This is a genomic window from Streptomyces sp. NPDC052721 (assembly GCF_040678315.1).
GTDB lineage: Bacteria > Actinomycetota > Actinomycetes > Streptomycetales > Streptomycetaceae > Streptomyces.
Map to the genome: position 1 here is coordinate 15,795 of NZ_JBFATL010000062.1, position 15,357 is coordinate 31,151.

At 73.2% G+C, this 15,357-nt stretch carries 15 protein-coding genes; 7 read left to right on the top strand and 8 right to left on the bottom strand.

The window, feature by feature from the left end:
• Window positions 1-4 precede the first annotated feature (4 nt).
• Together AB0L21_RS36675 and AB0L21_RS36680 are read left to right on the top strand one after the other, a co-directional pair.
• Entirely contained in the window at window positions 5-1,276 is a 1,272-nt protein-coding gene (locus AB0L21_RS36675; protein ID WP_365710223.1) for a CHAT domain-containing protein, read from the top strand.
• Window positions 1,273-2,322, top strand: coding sequence for a hypothetical protein (locus tag AB0L21_RS36680; protein WP_365788447.1), 1,050 nt, complete (start codon window positions 1,273-1,275; stop codon window positions 2,320-2,322). The genes AB0L21_RS36675 and AB0L21_RS36680 overlap by 4 nt, the downstream gene beginning before the upstream one ends.
• Here AB0L21_RS36680 and AB0L21_RS36685 read toward each other — a convergent pair.
• The gene (locus AB0L21_RS36685; RefSeq protein WP_365710219.1) at window positions 2,231-3,295 is read right to left on the bottom strand and encodes a YafY family protein; all 1,065 of its coding nucleotides are present in this window, start codon (window positions 3,293-3,295) and stop codon (window positions 2,231-2,233) included. The genes AB0L21_RS36680 and AB0L21_RS36685 overlap by 92 nt on opposite strands.
• 73 nt (window positions 3,296-3,368) lie before the next feature.
• On the opposite strand from AB0L21_RS36685, the gene AB0L21_RS36690 reads away from it, so the two are divergent.
• Both AB0L21_RS36690 and AB0L21_RS36695 read left to right on the top strand, forming a co-directional pair.
• On the top strand, window positions 3,369-3,758 hold the full coding sequence (locus AB0L21_RS36690; RefSeq protein WP_365710217.1) for a VOC family protein: 390 nt from the start codon (window positions 3,369-3,371) through the stop codon (window positions 3,756-3,758).
• Window positions 3,759-3,838: 80 nt separating this feature from the next.
• Window positions 3,839-4,663, top strand: a complete 825-nt coding sequence (locus AB0L21_RS36695) for a DUF4253 domain-containing protein (RefSeq protein ID WP_365710216.1) — start codon at window positions 3,839-3,841, stop codon at window positions 4,661-4,663.
• A 10-nt stretch (window positions 4,664-4,673) separates the two neighbouring features.
• Here the strand turns inward: AB0L21_RS36695 and AB0L21_RS36700 are convergent, their stop codons facing one another.
• Window positions 4,674-6,023, bottom strand: a complete 1,350-nt coding sequence (locus AB0L21_RS36700) for a helix-turn-helix transcriptional regulator (RefSeq protein WP_365788448.1) — start codon at window positions 6,021-6,023, stop codon at window positions 4,674-4,676.
• 184 nt (window positions 6,024-6,207) lie between these two features.
• Here AB0L21_RS36700 and AB0L21_RS36705 point away from each other — a divergent pair, with 184 nt between their 5' ends.
• Window positions 6,208-6,927, top strand: a complete 720-nt coding sequence (locus AB0L21_RS36705) for a DUF4232 domain-containing protein (protein ID WP_365788449.1) — start codon at window positions 6,208-6,210, stop codon at window positions 6,925-6,927.
• On the opposite strand, the gene hemB is transcribed toward AB0L21_RS36705, so the two are convergent.
• Both hemB and AB0L21_RS36715 read right to left on the bottom strand, forming a co-directional pair.
• Entirely contained in the window at window positions 6,917-7,927 is a 1,011-nt protein-coding gene (gene hemB, locus AB0L21_RS36710; protein ID WP_365710211.1) for a porphobilinogen synthase, read from the bottom strand. The two genes, AB0L21_RS36705 and hemB, sit on opposite strands and share 11 nt — an antisense overlap.
• A 108-nt stretch (window positions 7,928-8,035) precedes the next feature.
• Window positions 8,036-8,614: a TetR family transcriptional regulator gene (locus AB0L21_RS36715; protein WP_365788450.1), complete on the bottom strand. Its 579-nt coding sequence runs from the start codon at window positions 8,612-8,614 to the stop codon at window positions 8,036-8,038.
• 109 nt (window positions 8,615-8,723) lie between these two features.
• On the opposite strand from AB0L21_RS36715, the gene AB0L21_RS36720 reads away from it, so the two are divergent.
• Together AB0L21_RS36720 and AB0L21_RS36725 are read left to right on the top strand one after the other, a co-directional pair.
• Window positions 8,724-9,155, top strand: coding sequence for a nuclear transport factor 2 family protein (locus tag AB0L21_RS36720; protein ID WP_365788451.1), 432 nt, complete (start codon window positions 8,724-8,726; stop codon window positions 9,153-9,155).
• Complete coding sequence (locus tag AB0L21_RS36725) at window positions 9,152-10,051, top strand: NAD(P)H-binding protein (RefSeq protein ID WP_365788452.1); 900 nt, start codon at window positions 9,152-9,154, stop codon at window positions 10,049-10,051. The genes AB0L21_RS36720 and AB0L21_RS36725 overlap by 4 nt, the downstream gene beginning before the upstream one ends.
• 35 nt (window positions 10,052-10,086) lie before the next feature.
• On the opposite strand, the gene AB0L21_RS36730 is transcribed toward AB0L21_RS36725, so the two are convergent.
• The 4 genes from AB0L21_RS36730 to AB0L21_RS36745 are packed head-to-tail and all read right to left on the bottom strand — an operon-like array spanning window position 10,087 to window position 15,228.
• Window positions 10,087-11,796 (bottom strand): bifunctional uroporphyrinogen-III C-methyltransferase/uroporphyrinogen-III synthase, encoded by a 1,710-nt coding sequence (locus tag AB0L21_RS36730; RefSeq protein ID WP_365710203.1) that lies wholly within the window; start codon window positions 11,794-11,796, stop codon window positions 10,087-10,089.
• The gene (gene hemC, locus AB0L21_RS36735; RefSeq protein ID WP_365788453.1) at window positions 11,793-12,764 is read right to left on the bottom strand and encodes a hydroxymethylbilane synthase; all 972 of its coding nucleotides are present in this window, start codon (window positions 12,762-12,764) and stop codon (window positions 11,793-11,795) included. The genes AB0L21_RS36730 and hemC overlap by 4 nt, the downstream gene beginning before the upstream one ends.
• Window positions 12,761-14,455, bottom strand: coding sequence for a glutamyl-tRNA reductase (locus tag AB0L21_RS36740; protein ID WP_365710199.1), 1,695 nt, complete (start codon window positions 14,453-14,455; stop codon window positions 12,761-12,763). Before AB0L21_RS36740 ends, hemC begins: the two co-directional genes overlap by 4 nt.
• Window positions 14,452-15,228, bottom strand: a complete 777-nt coding sequence (locus tag AB0L21_RS36745; RefSeq protein WP_365710197.1) for a redox-sensing transcriptional repressor Rex — start codon at window positions 15,226-15,228, stop codon at window positions 14,452-14,454. The genes AB0L21_RS36740 and AB0L21_RS36745 overlap by 4 nt, the downstream gene beginning before the upstream one ends.
• Between the last annotated feature and the right edge of the window lie 129 nt (window positions 15,229-15,357).

The following is a 15,357-nucleotide window of genomic DNA, read 5'->3' on the forward strand; positions in this document are numbered from 1 at the left end:
GACCATGCCCCACGACCTGACGGTCGACATACGCGACAATCCCTCGCTCGACTACACGGTGCTGCCACGCCAGCGCACGGGCTCGGAGAACAACCCGCCGCCCAGCGAACCGCCGGATCTCAACGTCGTGCTGCGCCACAACGGCGGGGACGACCTCAGTCTCCTGGTCCTGGGACCGGCTGTGCCCCACGTGCGCACCCGGTCGCCTCGTGCCTCCCTGTCCGTACCGGCCCCGACCCTGGTGCAGAAGGCCGCGAGGCTGCGGACGCTGTGGCGGGACCGCGTGGTGTGCCACACCGAAACGATCGACGGAGAGGACCGCTACCCGCTCGCCGAGACCGCGGATCTGTCCGCGCGCGCCGATCTGATGGACCGGTTGACGGGCGAGATGGCCGAGGAGGGCGCCTACCTGCTCGACTGCCTGCTCGGCGGCGACAGCCACGAGGAGCGCTCGCTGCGGGCGCTCTTCATGGACGTCCTGAGCGGGGAGCGTTCACTGCGGATCAGCTTCGACTCGGAGATCTATCTCCCCTGGCCCATGCTCTCCCTGGATCCGAGGGACCACGGCGGGCCATGGGGCTCCTTCCTCGGCCACCGGCATCAGATCGAACAGACCGGCGGTCCGTGGCCGATGCGCGACATCCCCTGGGGTTCGCGCGCCCAGGCGATCACCAGCCTCAACACCGACACCCAGCTGGACGCGGTCGGCAGAGCACCCGACGTGCGCAAACTGCTGGAGGAACGCTCCAGGCTCACCGTGCGCACCGAGGCCGGCCCCCTCCTGGAAGCGTTGTCCGGTGCGGATTTCGACGAAGACCTCATGTACTTCTGGTGCCACGGCCATTTCGTCGACAACGGTTCGCCCCATCCGCACCTGGTGCTCCGGCTCTCCGACGAGCGGCACATCGACGCCGACAGCATCGAACTCAGGCGCAGTCGCATCAAGTACACCGGGCGCACCCGCTTCAAGCCGTTCGTCCTGCTCAACGCGTGCCACGCCGGACAGCCCGCAGCCGCTCCCCAGTTGGAGCACCTGGGCCGGGCGCTCATCAAGTTCGGCGCCGACGGTGTGCTGGGACCGCAGATCGAGATACCCCAGGACTTCGCGAGCGAGTACGCGTACGAGTTCCTGAACCTCTACCTGAGCGGGAACCACACCGCGGGAGAGATCAGCCGGGGACTGGTGCGCCGTTTCGCCCAGGACTTCCGCAACCCCCTCGCCCTCACCTACTCACTGCACTGCGGTCTCGACAGCAGACTGGACCTCTCCTCGTGACCCGCACGCGGACGAGCCCCAGGCCCCTGCCCCGGCCCGCGGAGATCGACCTGGACGAACAGGGGAGGATCCGGGCGCCGGGCACCAGCACGCCGGTACCGGCCGCGAGGGTCCGCGAACATCTGGAACGCCATCTGCGGATCCCCGCCTGGGCGAGCGACATCTACGTGTACGTCCACGGCTGGCAGACCGCGCCCGGCACGGCGACACAGACCGCGGCGCGGCTGCTCCGGCACGCGTTGGACCTGCGATCCGCTCGGCCAGGACTGTATCCGGGTGTGGTCACGGGCTACCGGCCCTGGTGCGTGGTGGTCCGCTGGCCCTCCTCCAGCCTGCCCTCTTTGCGGGGCTACCGCAGGATCCGGGACCGAGCCCACGCGATGAGCGCCCAGGGCGTCGGCCAGGCCCCCTACGTACTCGCCCACCTTCTCGGCTATCTGGACGACCGGCGCGCCAATCCGGCCCACCCCTCGGTCCTGGCCAACCGCTCGGGGCAGTACCTGCACCTCGTGGGACATTCCTTCGGCGGGCGGTTCCTCTGCGAGGCGGTGCAGCGGGCGGCCGACCGGCCGCCGCGTCCCCCTGTCCTCGGCTGGAGCACACCCCGGGACCCTCGGCAGCCCTTCACGGTCGACAGCATGCTGGTCTTCCAGATGGCTGCTCCCCGTGACGCGTTCATCCGCCACTTCCCCAGGCTGTTCCCGTCCGGGCAGACCCCGGGCGCGCCGCTTCGGGGACCTCTCGTCCTGACGCACTCCCGCTGGGACCGGGCCACCGGCTTCTGGCATCTGCGCGCGGAAGGAGCCCCCGGCATCGGGCACTCCGGTGCCGGTGCCGCTCCGGTGCCCCCGTTCCCCACCCGGCTGCTCCCCACGAACGCCGTGTATCCGCAGCAGGCACTGGACCACCGCATCGTCAATGTGGATGCCGGCTGGCTCTACCGGGGCGGCAGGCTCACCCGCCTCGCTCCCGCGGGCGCCCACTCGGACTTCCAACGGGCCGAGTCCGCTCACCTGTTGCTGACACTGGCGGAGCGCTCCCGCTGACGCCCGTTCGCTCCGCCGGACCCGGAGCCGCGTTCTCCTCGGCAAGCTCCCGCGCCCGCCGTGCCAGGGCCTGTCGTACGGCGTCCGGGGCGAGGACGCGCAGGGGGGTGGCGAGGCCCAGCAGATAGCGGGCGAGTCCGTCCGCGTCCGGGCCGCCGATGTCCACGAGGGTGGCGTCCGGGCCGTCGGCGCGGTGGGTGCCGACGGTGGCGGGTACGACCCGCAGCGCGTCCGCCATGGGCAGCGGCAGCCGGATGGTGGCCGACAGCGGGTAGGGGCCGTTGGCGGTGTTGCGGGAGACGAGCTGGGCCGGGTCCGGCGGGTCGGTGATCTCCACGGGCCGGCCGGTGGACCGGAGCCGCTCGACCCGGTCGGCCCGGAAGGTCCGCCAGCCCCGGGCCACGTCCCGGGCGACGAAGTACCAGCGCCGGCCGGTGTGGACGAGCCGGTACGGATCGACGTCCCGGACCGTGTGCCGGTCCTGCCCGTCGCGGTACGACAGCCGGGCCCGCTCACCGCGCCGGCAGGCGGCGGCCAGCTCCAGCAGCATGCCGGGCCGGATCCGCGGCTCCTCCGGCCCGGGAAGCCGTACGAGGGCGTCGTCCCACTCCCCCAGCCGCTCGGCGATCCGGGGCGGCAGCACCTGGCGCAGCTTGAGCAGCGCGGACAGCGCGGCCTGGTCCCCGCCGAGGGCTCCGCCGAACGCGGCCTCCCGCAGCCCCACGGCCACGGCCAGCGCCTCCTCGTCGTCCAGGATCAGCGGCGGCACGCGCGAGCCCGCCCGGAGCCGGTAACCGCCCCAGGGGCCGGCGTCGGAGTCGACGGTGTACCCGAGTTCCCGCAGCCTGGCGATGTCCCGCCGGACCGTGCGGTCGGTGACGGCCATGCGCTCGGCCAGCTCGGCACAGGTCCAGGAGGGCCGGGCGGCGAGCAGCGCGAGCAGGCGGAGCAGACGGGCGGAGGCGCTGAGCACGGGCGGAAGTTTTCCACACCGGCTCGCACGACCAGGACAGGAACTGTCCGGGTCACGTCCTACGGTCGTCCCCATGAGTACGGACACCACGTCAACGCCCGCGTTCCGCTATGCCGCCGTCACCTTCGACTGCGCCGACCCGGTCGAACTGTCCCGTTTCTACGGCGAGATGTTCGGCCTCTCCGTCGCCTACACCTCCGACGAGTTCGTCTTCCTGGGCGGCGAGGACGGCGCGCCCGGCCTGGGCTTCAACCGCCTCCCCGACTACCGCCGCCCCACCTGGCCGGACCCGGCCCAGGAGAAGCAGGCCCACATCGAGGTGGGCGTGGACGACCTGGACACGGCCGAGGAGCGTCTGCTGAAGCTGGGCGCGACCAAGCCGGAGGCCCAGCCGCAGCCGGACCGCTGGCGGGTCCTGCTGGACCCGGCGGGGCACCCGTTCTGCATCACGACCCTGGTCTGACACCGGGCCGGACGGCCGGCCCGCCACGGCGACCGCGCTGCTCAACGGCGTTGTCAGTGGCGGGCTTTACAGTCACCGGTATGGCGACTCTTCCCAACCCGCTGCCCAAGCTGGCCACCGACCCCAGTGGGCGTTCCCTCGGCCTTCGGCTGCCGCCCGGCAGGCTGGTGGACGAGACGGACGACGGGCCCTGGCACGAGCCCCTGCTGTGGCATGCGGAGAAGCTCTCCTCGCCCGGCACCTGGAAGGCGCTGGGTCCGCCGGCGGCCCGTGCCGGGCTGCTGCCGGTGCTGGTGGATCTGGCCGGTTGCCGGGGCGGGGTCGAGGACTGGGTGCTGTTGCCCGGCGAGGCGTCGTACCCGGGGGACCACGAGGCCGGGGACGTGCTGTCGGAGTACTGGGCGGAGGAGACCGACGGGCATGCCGGCGAGGAGATCGAGCCGTTCGGCGTGGAGTGGCCGGGGCTCGCGTCCGCCGGGCCCCTGGCCGCCGATCCGGAGAGCCGGGCCGCGCAGGTCGCCGACGCGCTGCATCAGGACCTGAGCACGTGGGCCGAGTGGATGGAGGAGCCGCACCTGGCCCTCGTACCGGCCCGCCGGTCCGCCGACATACCGGCGGCGATCGGCTGGACCGGCGCTCTGGACCACGACGGCGACGTGGCCCGGATCTGCGCGGTGCTGCGGTCGTGGGAGGACCGGTTCGGAATCCGGGTGGTGGCGCTCGGGCCGGACGCCCTGGTGGTGTCCGTCGCGGCGCCGCCCACCGCCCTCGACGACGCCGAGGTGCTGGCCGCCGAGCACTACGCCCTGTGCCCGAACTCCGTGACGCAGAGCGGCCCGGGGAGCGTGGGGGCGTACGCCAAGGAGCTGGTCGGCGCCACGAGCTGGTCCTTCTGGTGGGAGTGAGCCCGAGGCGTCAGTTCCCCTCCGGCGCCGGTTGCCACTCCTCGCCGCCGAGCGGGAAGGCGTACGCCGGGCGGCCGTTGTCGCCGCTGGTGCGGAACGGCCGGCCGGCGTCGTCGATCACCAGCGTGCCGTGCCGGTCCCCGCTGGACCAGGACAGCTCCAGGTACCAGCTGACGTCGTAGGCGGACGCGTCCGCCGTGACGTGGAAGACCTCGGGGTCCGACCGGCTCACCTTGAACGGGAAGTTCCGGCTCCCGGACTCCGGTACGGGCGCGGGGCGCATCGCGTCCAGGGCGACGGTGAAGGAGCGGGTCGGCACGTCGCCGCCGCAGCCGACGCCGGGATAGCCCATGGCGTAGTCGTTCCAGGCGAGCGGGGACCGCTTGCCCGCCATGCGCACGGACAGCTTCTCCAGGACGACGGCCTCCTCACCGGTGCCCTGCACGGTGAAGGTGACGAACTGCTCCCCCGCCGAGACCGCCTGGTGCACGTCCACCCAGGCGGGCGCGTCCTGCTCCAGCGGCGGCGGGGCGACGGCGGTGGGCGGCCGGTCGATCAGGTAGTGCTGGGAGCAGGGGGTCTGCCAGCTGAAGGGGTGCGTGGTGACCGTGAGGGGCGGGGCGGCTGTCGTCCGCCCGGCCGTGGCGGCACCCGAGCCGCCCGCCGGGGTGCCGCCACGGGTGGCGGGGGCCTTGGCGGCGGGTGAGTGCGAGCGGGCGGCGGACCGGCGCGGCATCGGGCTCGCGGCCGTCGGCACCGGCGACGCGCTGTCCCGGGCGGCGGCCTCCCAGGTGGCCGCGGCCTTGCTTTCCCGGTGGTCCCGCTCTGCGTCACCGGAGTGCCCGGAGGGCAGGTTCAGCGCGACCGCCACGGTGCCGAGCAGCGCGGTGACGGTCAGGGCGGCGAGCAGGGCGGCGGGGCGGCGGATCCGGTGCCGGGGAGCGGCCGGCGCCTCCTCTGGCGCCGGCCCGGGGTCCGGTCCGGCCACGGACACCGGTTCAGGTTCAGGTTCAGGTCCGGCCACCGGCGCCGGCACCGGCACCGGCACCGGCACAGGTTCCGTCACCGGCTCAGGTTCCGTCACCGCCACCGGAGACGGCTCCTTCCGCCCCCGCCACGCGTCCGCCAGCACCCACCGCCGGTGCAGCTCCACGAGTTCCTCGGGCGTGGCCTTGCACAGCCGGGCGAGCCGTTCCACGGGCGCGTAGTCCGTCGGAACGGCGTCCCCGTTGCAGTACCGGTGGAGCGTCGACGTACTCATGTGCAGCCGCTTGGCGAGCGTGCCGTAGCTGTGCCCGGAGCGTTTCTTCAACTCCCGCAGCAGCTCCGCGAAACCGCTCTCGGACGTGCCTTCCGACACCGTTTCTCCGTCCCCCCTCGTCCCACCCCGGCGTTCCAGGGAGGCACTGTTCTCGCAGTTCAAAGCCGGTGTGAGCGTTTCAGCGTCCCGGATCCGCGGCCACAGCTGGCCGCCGGGACGGACCCGCCCACAGGCTGTGGTCATCCAAGCACGTCAACCGGCCCAGCCCGAAAGAGGACCTGCCATGCGAACGCGCCATATCCGTCTGCTCGCCGCCACCGGCACCGCCGTCGCCGCCCTCGCGCTCACGGCGTGCGCCAACGGGACCGGAACCAAGGACGAGGGCGCCTCCCGGCCGGCGACCACGACGGCGTCGTCGGAGCAGGCCCCGACGAAGAGGCCCCAGGCCGGCACCGGCGGCCGTACGGCGAACGGCACGCCCGTGGCCCTTACCGACGCACCCGGCGCGCGGCCGAGCTCCTCCCCGGCCGCGCGCGGCACCCAGGGCGGCACCCGCACCGGTACCTCCGGCAGCTCCGTGGTGCTGTGCAACGGCGCGAACACGACCGTCACCGCGCAGCCGGTCGCCCGGCCCCTCAACCACATGCTGATCACCGTGAAGAACACCGGGGGCAAGACCTGCGAGCTGCCGTACTACCCCGTGCTCCGCTTCGACCAGATGCAGTGGGTGCCGCAGGCGGACCGGGACACCCAGCCGCAGGCCGTGGTCTCCCTGGCGCCCGGCGAGTCCGGGTACGCGGGCGTGCTGCTGTCGGCCGCCGACGGCAGCGGAACCGGCGGGATGACGGCCCGCAAGCTGACGGTGGGCTTCCAGGGCCTCACCCCGAACAGCAGCGGCGGCCCGTCCGCGACACCGTCCCTGCCGGCCAAGGGCATGTACTACGACAGCTCGCTGAAGGTGACGTACTGGCAGCAGCGGATGGACGACGCCCTCACCTGGTGACCGGGGACTGGCGCAGCTTCTGGGCCGCCTCGGTGGCCCAGTAGGTGAGGATGGTGCGCGCTCCGGCCCGCTTGATGCCGGTCAGCGTCTCGAAGACGGCCCGGTCCCGGTCGACCCAGCCCTTCTCGGCGGCGGCCTCGATCATGGCGTACTCGCCGGAGATCTGGTAGGCGGCGACGGGTACGTCCACGCTGTCGGCGACCCGGGCGAGGATGTCCAGGTACGGCCCGGCCGGCTTGACCATCACCATGTCGGCGCCCTCGGCGAGGTCCAGCTCCAGCTCCCGCAGGGACTCCCGCCAGTTGGCCGGGTCCTGCTGGTAGGTCTTGCGGTCGCCCTGCAGGGAGGAGGCGACGGCCTCGCGGAAGGGGCCGTAGAACGCCGAGGAGTACTTGGCGGTGTAGGCGAGGATCGCCACGTCCTCGCGGCCGATCTGGTCGAGCGCGTCACGGATGACGCCGATCTGGCCGTCCATCATCCCGCTGGGGCCGACGACATGGGCGCCGGCGTCGGCCTGCACCTGGGCCATCTCGGCGTACCGCTCCAGGGTGGCGTCGTTGTCGACACGCCCCTCGGCGTCCAGCACCCCGCAGTGCCCGTGGTCGGTGAACTCGTCCAGGCACAGGTCGGACATGACGAGCAGGTCGTCGCCGACCTCGGCGCGGACGTCCCGGAGGGCGACCTGGAGGATCCCGTCCGGGTCGGTGCCGGCGGTGCCCTGGGCGTCCTTCTTGGCCTCCTCCGGCACGCCGAACAGCATGATCCCGGAGATCCCGGCCTCCACGGCCTCCAGCGCCGCCTTCTTCAGGCTGTCCCGGGTGTGCTGCACGACGCCGGGCATCGACGCGATCGGCACCGGCTCGCTGACGCCCTCCCGGATGAACGCCGGGAGGATGAGGTCGGCGGGGTGCAGCCTGGTCTCGGCGACCATGCGGCGCATGACGGGGGTGGTACGCAACCGTCGGGGACGCGCGCCGGGGAAGGATCCGTACTTCGTCATGCCCTCTACGCTACGCCCGCCCGTCCTGCGGCTTTGCCGACGCGGTGTCGGACGCGGCACCCCCGAACGGCCCCTCGGGCACCCGGAAAACCCAAGGCACCGCGCGCCTCAGACGCCGAGGACCCGTGCCGTGAAGGCCGCGAGCCCTGCCCGCAGTCGCTCCCTGCCCATGTCGCGGTCCCCGGCCAGGTGTTCGACGAGGTCGGCGCGGACGGCGGCGAGCAGGGCGTGCGCGGCGAAGTCGCCGTCGCCGAGGCCGGGGACCCGCGCCAGCACACCGCGCAGCAGGCCGTGCCACCGGTCGTAGTGGTCCATCCGGTAGGGGCTGTCGCCGGCGGCCGACTCCAGGGCCAGCGCCAGGTGCCGGTTGTCGAACTTGAAGGTCAGCAGGGCGTCCAGCAGGGCGGGGACGCGTTCCAGCGGAGGCGCGGCGGGTCCGAGCGGGGCCGGCCCCTCGGCCACGGCGCGCTCGATCGGTTCCAGCCGGGCCGTGTAGAGCGCGCGGATCAGGCCGGTGCGGTCCCCGAACGCGCGGAACAGCGAGGCCTTGCCGACTCCGGCGGCCGCCGCGACGTCGGCCATGGTGACGTCCTCCGGGTTCGCGCAGCGCGCGAAGAGATCGTCGGCGGCTGCGAGCAGCGCGGCGCGGTTGCGCAGGGCGTCCTTGCGCGGCTTGCGCTCGGCCATGGGGTGTCTCCCGATTGCAATCCGGACCTCGGGTCCGTATTTTCGATTGAAGCGGACCCCGGGTCCGCATTGCCTCATCGTACGAGACTCCCACGAGACGGAGACACCCATGCCCGCGACACCTCCCCTCGCCCCCGGCGACCTCTACCGCCACGGGCTGCGGCTGCTGCTGGACAAGAAGATCGACGACTGGGTCGCCCTGTGGGCCGAGGACGGCGTCATGGAGTTCCCGTTCGCTCCGGACGGCTGGCCCCGGCGACTGGAGGGCAGGGAAGCCGTCGCCGCCTACATGCGCGACTACCCGGACCACATCGACCTGCACGACTTCCCCGAACTGCGCGTCCACGAGACCACCGAGCCGGGGACCATCGTGGTGGAGATGCGCGGGGTGGGCCGACTGGTGCGTACCGGCGCCCCGTTCGACATGACGTACATCGCGGTCGTCGAAGTCCGGGACGGCCGCATCACCGCCTACCGCGACTACTGGAACCCGCTCGCCCTGCAGGACCCCGCGACCGATTTCCCCGGAAGCACCCGATGACGGCCGCGACCGGCTCCGGCACCACGCTGGTCACGGGCGTCACCGGCACCACCGGCAGCCGTACCGCGGCCCGGCTGATCGCCGGCGGGCACCGGGTGCGGGCGGCGTCCCGCCGTGCGAGCCCGGTGGCGGGCGCCGACGCGGTGCGCTTCGACTGGTACGACCCCACGAGCCACGACGCGGCCCTGACCGGCACCGACCGCGTCTACCTGGTCCCTCCCGTGGGCGACCCGGCCCCGGCCGACGTCATGCTGCCCTTCCTGGAGCGGGCCCGCGCCCACGGGGTGCGCCGGGCCGTGCTGCTCAGTTCCTCGGCCATTCCCGCGGGCGGCCCGGCCGTGGGCGCGGTCCACGAGGCGCTGCCCGGCCTGTTCGAGGAGTGGGCGGTGCTGCGGCCCTCGTGGTTCATGCAGAACTTCACCGGCGACCACGCGCACGCCACCGGCATCCGCGAGGAGGGCGTCGTCCGGTCCGCGACCGGAACCGGCCGGGTCGGCTTCGTCGACGCCGACGACATCGCGGCGGTCGCCGCCACCGCCCTGACCGCCGACCCGCCACCCAACACCGACCTCGTCCTGACCGGCCCGGAAACGCTGTCCTACGACGACATCGCGAGGATCTGCACCGAGGTCACCGGCCGTCCGGTCGTCCACCGCGCGCTGACCGCCGGGCAACTGCGGGACCACCTGACCCGGACGGCGGGCATCCCGGCCGCGTTCGCGGCGATGCTGGCGGCCATGGACCGCGCCATCGCCGACGGAGCCGAGGACCGCGTCACCGACACCGTCCTCCGCCTCACGGGCCGCCCACCGCACGGCTTCCGCGAGGTCGTACGACGGGAGGCGGGAGTGCGGGCCGATTCCGCCCGCACTCCCACCTCCCGGCCGACCGAGTAGGCCCGGGGTCCAGGGGGCCGGAGCCCTCCGGTGCCTCAGGTGGTCGAGCGGCGCCTGCGCGCCCCCGGCCGGCGCTCGCTCGGCCGGGTCACCGGGTCACCGGCCTCCAGCGCGGCGGCGCGCCGCTTCATGCCGAAGTCCGCCAGCGCCTCCGCCAGCTTGTGCACGGACGGCTCCGGGGCCATGACGTCGACCCGCAGCCCGTGCTCCTCGGCGGTCTTCGCCGTCGCCGGGCCGATGCACGCGATCACCGTCACGTTGTGCGGCTTGCCCGCGATGCCCACCAGGTTCCGGACCGTGGACGAGGACGTGAAGAGGACCGCGTCGAAGCCGCCGCCCTTGATCGCCTCCCGGGTCTCCGCCGGCGGCGGCGAGGCGCGCACGGTCCGGTAGGCCGTGACGTCGTCCACCTCCCAGCCCAGCTCGATCAGACCGGCGACCAGGGTCTCGGTCGCGATGTCGGCCCGCGGCAGGAAGACACGGTCGATCGGGTCGAACACCGGGTCGTACGGCGGCCAGTCCTCCAGCAGACCGGCGGCCGACTGCTCCCCGCTCGGCACCAGATCCGGCTTCACACCGAAGGCGACCAGCGCCTTGGCGGTCTGCTCGCCCACCGCGGCCACCTTGATGCCCGCGAAGGCACGCGCGTCGAGGCCGTACTCCTCGAACTTCTCCCGGACCGCCTTCACCGCGTTGACGGAGGTGAACGCGATCCACTCGTAGCGGCCCGTCACCAGGCCCTTGACCGCCCGCTCCATCTGCTGCGGGGTGCGCGGGGGCTCCACCGCGATCGTCGGGACCTCGTGCGGCACCGCGCCGTAGGACCGCAGCTGGTCGGAGAGCGACGCCGCCTGCTCCTTCGTGCGCGGCACGAGCACCTTCCAGCCGAACAGCGGCTTGGACTCGAACCACGACAGCTCGTCGCGCCGGGCGGCGGCGGAACGCTCACCGACCACGGCTATCACCGGGCGCCCGCCGTCCGGCGACGGCAGCACCTTCGCCTGCTTCAGCGTCTGCGCGATCGTGCCGAGCGTCGCCGTCCAGGTCCGCTGCCGGGTCGTCGTACCGGCGACCGTCACCGTCAGCGGGGTGTCCGGCTTACGGCCCGCCGAGACCAGCTCGCCCGCCGCGGCGGCGACCGAGTCCAGGGTCGTCGAGACGACCACCGTGCCGTCCGACGCGCCCACCTCCGTCCAGCACCGGTCGGAGGCGGTCCGGGCGTCCACGAACCGGACGTCCGCGCCCTGCGCGTCCCGCAGCGGCACACCGGCGTACGCGGGCACGCCGACCGCCGCCGCGACACCGGGGACGACCTCGAAGGGCACCCCGGCGGCGGCGCAGGCGAGCATTTCCTCCGCCGCGTACGTATCCAGTCCCGGGTCCCCGGACACCGCACGGACGACCCGCCTGCCGCCCCGCGCGGCCTCCATGACAAGATGAGCGGCATCCCGGGCAGCAGCCGGGACGGCGGCGGGTGTTGACGTACCGTCAACGACCGTCAGCTGGGGCGTGCCCGTGCCCGGCGGGGACACCCCGGCGGAGTCCGCGTCCGTCTGCACCACGGAGACGCCCTGCCGCGCGTGCGTCCGGATCACGTCGAGCACCTCGTGCTCGGCGACCAGGACGTCCGCGTGCGACAGCGCCTCCACGGCGCGCAGAGTCAGCAGTCCCGGATCCCCGGGTCCGGCACCGAGGAAGGTGACGTGCCCGTGTTCCGGACCGGCGGGAAGGGTGGTGGGGCTCAATGTGCTCGCTCCCCCATCAGACCGGCCGCGCCCTGGGCGAGCATCTCGGTGGCGAGTTCGCGACCGAGTGCCGTCGCCCGGTCGTGCGTCTGGGGCACGGGACCGGTGGTGGACAGCTGCACCATGCGGGTGCCGTCGGTCGTGCCGACGACGCCGCGCAGGCGCATTTCCTTGACAGTCTGCCCGTCGGCCAGAAGGTCGGCCAGCGCGCCCACAGGTGCGCTGCAACCGGCCTCCAGGGCGGCGAGCAGTGACCGCTCGGCGGTGACGGCGGCCCGTGTGAACGGGTCGTCCAGCTCACCGAGCGCGGCGGCGAGTGCGGCGTCTTGGGCGGTGTTCCCCGCCCTGCACTCGATCGCCAGGGCCCCCTGGCCGGGGGCGGGCAAAACGGTGTCGACCGACAGGAAGTCGGTCACTTCGTCGATCCGGCCGATCCGGTTCAGTCCGGCGGCGGCCAGTACGACCGCGTCCAGCTCGCCGTCGCGGACGTATCCGATCCGCGTGTCGACGTTGCCGCGGATCGGGACCGTCTCGATGTCCAGGCCGTGGGCACGGGCGTACGCGTTCAGCTGCGCCATGCGGCGCGGCGCGCCGGTGCCGATGCGCGCGCCCCGCGGCAGGTCCGTGAACTTCAGCGCGTCGCGCGCGACGATCACGTCCCGCGGGTCCTCGCGCGCCGGTACGGCGGCCAGGACCAGCTCCTCGGGCTGCGCGGTCGGCAGGTCCTTGAGCGAATGAACCGCGAAGTCGACCTCGCCCCTCAGCAGCGCGTCGCGCAGCGCCGTGACGAACACGCCGGTGCCACCGATCTGCGCGAGCGCCTCACGGGAGACATCGCCGTAGGTGGTGATCTCGACCAGCTCGACGGGCCGCCCGGTCACCTGGCGGACGGCCTCCGCCACCTGCCCGGACTGGGCCATGGCGAGCTTGCTCCGCCTGGTCCCCAGCCGCAACGCCTTCTCAGTCATGCCGGTCGGTCCTTCGTGTCTGTGCTGTCCCCGGCCCGGGAGACGGCTGCCACCGTCTCGGGGTCGAGGTCGAACAGGGTGCGCAGCGCGTCGGCGTACCCGGCGCCGCCGGGCTCGGCCGCGAGCTGCTTGACCCGTACGGTCGGCGCGTGCAGCAGCTTGTCGACGACCCGGTGCACGGCCTGGCGGATCTCGCCGCGCTGGCGTTCGTCCAGGTCGGGCAGACGGCCGTCGAGGCGGGCGATCTCACTGGCGACGACGTCGGCGGCCATGGTGCGCAGCGCGACGACGGTCGGCGTGATGTGCGCCGCCCGCTGTGCCGCGCCGAAGGCCGCGACCTCGTCGGAGACGATACGCCGGACCTGGTCCACGTCGGCCGCCATCGGCGCGTCGGCGGACGCTTCCGCCAGGGACTCGATGTCGACCAGGCGGACCCCGGCCAGCCGGTGCACGGCCGCGTCGATGTCGCGGGGCATGGCCAGGTCAAGCAGGAAGAAGAAGGGCGCGGGCCGTTCGGCGACCGGCTCGGGCCTGCGCCGCTCGGGGATCCGGCCGACGGTGGCGGCGGTCGCGGCGAGCGCGGTGATCAGCTCGGCGTCCGCCTCGGGCGTCCGGCGCTCCCGGCGGTCGAGGGTGCTTCCCGCGGCCCAGGCCGCGTGCTGCTCCAGGGTGGCCGCGTCCATGCCGGCGACGGCGGCCTCGCCCATGACGGAGAAGCCGGGCTGTACGGCGGCCAGGTCCAGCGGGCAGTTGTCGTCGGCGCCGATGCCGGTGGGCCGTATCGGGGTCCCGGGCTGCACGGCCTCCGGCTGCACGGCCGTGGCACCGGTGCCGGCGACGGGGGCGCCGGTACGGCCCTCGACCGCGTGCGCGACCGCCTCCGCCGTGAGCACCAGGCCCGTCGCCCCGGTACAGGAGACGACGACGTCGGCACGTGTCAGCTCGGCGGCCACCGCGTCCATCCGCACCGCGCGGGCGGTCACCTCGTTCTCGTCGGACTCGGTGAGGATCCCGGCGAGCCGCTCGGCGCGCTCGAAGGTGCGGTTGGCGACGACGACCTCGGCGACCCCGGCGCGCGCGAGCGTCGCGGCGGCCAGGGACGACATCGACCCGGCGCCGATGATCAGCGCCTTCTTGCCCGCGGCCCAGTCGGGGACGGGCACCCCGACGGCCAGCTGCTCCAGGCCGAAGGTGACCAGGGACTGGCCGGCGCGGTCGATGCCGGTCTCGGAGTGGGCGCGCTTGCCGACCCGCAGGGCCTGCTGGAACAGGTCGTTCAGCAGCTTGCCCGCCGTGTGCAGCTCCTGGGCGCGGGCCAGGGAGTCCTTGATCTGGCCGAGGATCTGTCCCTCGCCGACGACCATCGAGTCGAGGCCGCAGGCCACCGAGAACAGGTGGTGGACGGCCCGGTCCTCGTAGTGCACGTAGAGGTACGGGGTGAGTTCCTCCAGGCCGACCCCGCTGTGCTGGGCGAGCAGCGTGGACAGCTCGGCGACACCGGCGTGGAACTTGTCGACGTCGGCGTACAGCTCGATGCGGTTGCAGGTGGCGAGCACCGCGGCCTCGCCGGCGGGCTCGGCGGCGACCGTGTCCTGGAGCAGCTTGATCTGGGCGTCCTCGCTCAGCGCGGCCCGCTCCAGCACGCTGACCGGGGCACTGCGGTGGCTCAGTCCGACGACGAGGAGGCTCATGCCGGCATCACGGCGGGGACGTCCCCGTCGGGCCCCTGGTCGGCGGAGTCGTCCGCGGTCACGCCACGGGAAGCGGCGGCCGGAAGCGCTCCGTCGCCCGCGGCGGTCTCCTCACCGGCCTTGCGCTGCTCGTGGAAGGCGAGGATCTGGAGTTCGATCGACAGGTCGACCTTGCGCACGTCGACGCCGTCCGGGACGGACAGCACGGTCGGCGCGAAGTTCAGGATGGAGGTCACGCCGGCGGCCACGAGCCGGTCGCAGACCTGCTGGGCGGCACCGGCCGGGGTGGCGATCACGCCGATGGACACGCCGTTGTCCTTGATGATCTTCTCAAGGTCGTCGGTGTGCTGCACGGGGATGCCGGCGACCGGCTTGCCGGCCATCGCCGGGTCGGCGTCGATCAGGGCGGCGACCCGGAAGCCACGGGAGGCGAAGCCGCCGTAGTTGGCGAGGGCGGCGCCGAGGTTGCCGATACCGACGATCACGACCGGCCAGTCCTGGGTCAGGCCGAGTTCGCGGGAGATCTGGTAGACGAGATACTCCACGTCGTAGCCGACACCGCGCGTTCCGTAGGAGCCCAGGTACGAGAAGTCCTTGCGCAGCTTGGCGGAGTTGACTCCCGCCGCCGCGGCCAGCTCCTCGGAGGAGACCGTGGGTACCGAGCGCTCCGACAGCGCGGTCAGGGCTCGGAGGTACAGCGGAAGCCGGGCGACGGTGGCCTCGGGAATCCCTCGGCTACGGGTCGCCGGTCGGTGTGTTCGGCCAGTTGCCACGGTGCTCCTGCGGGTAGAGCGGGGCTGCAGGCGGTCATACGTCCCCAGACCGCCCCGTCGACAGCAGGCTATGTCTTTGTGAACGCGTGCACAAAGATGGTGTCCGATTTGCCCGGCAGAAGTGACCGG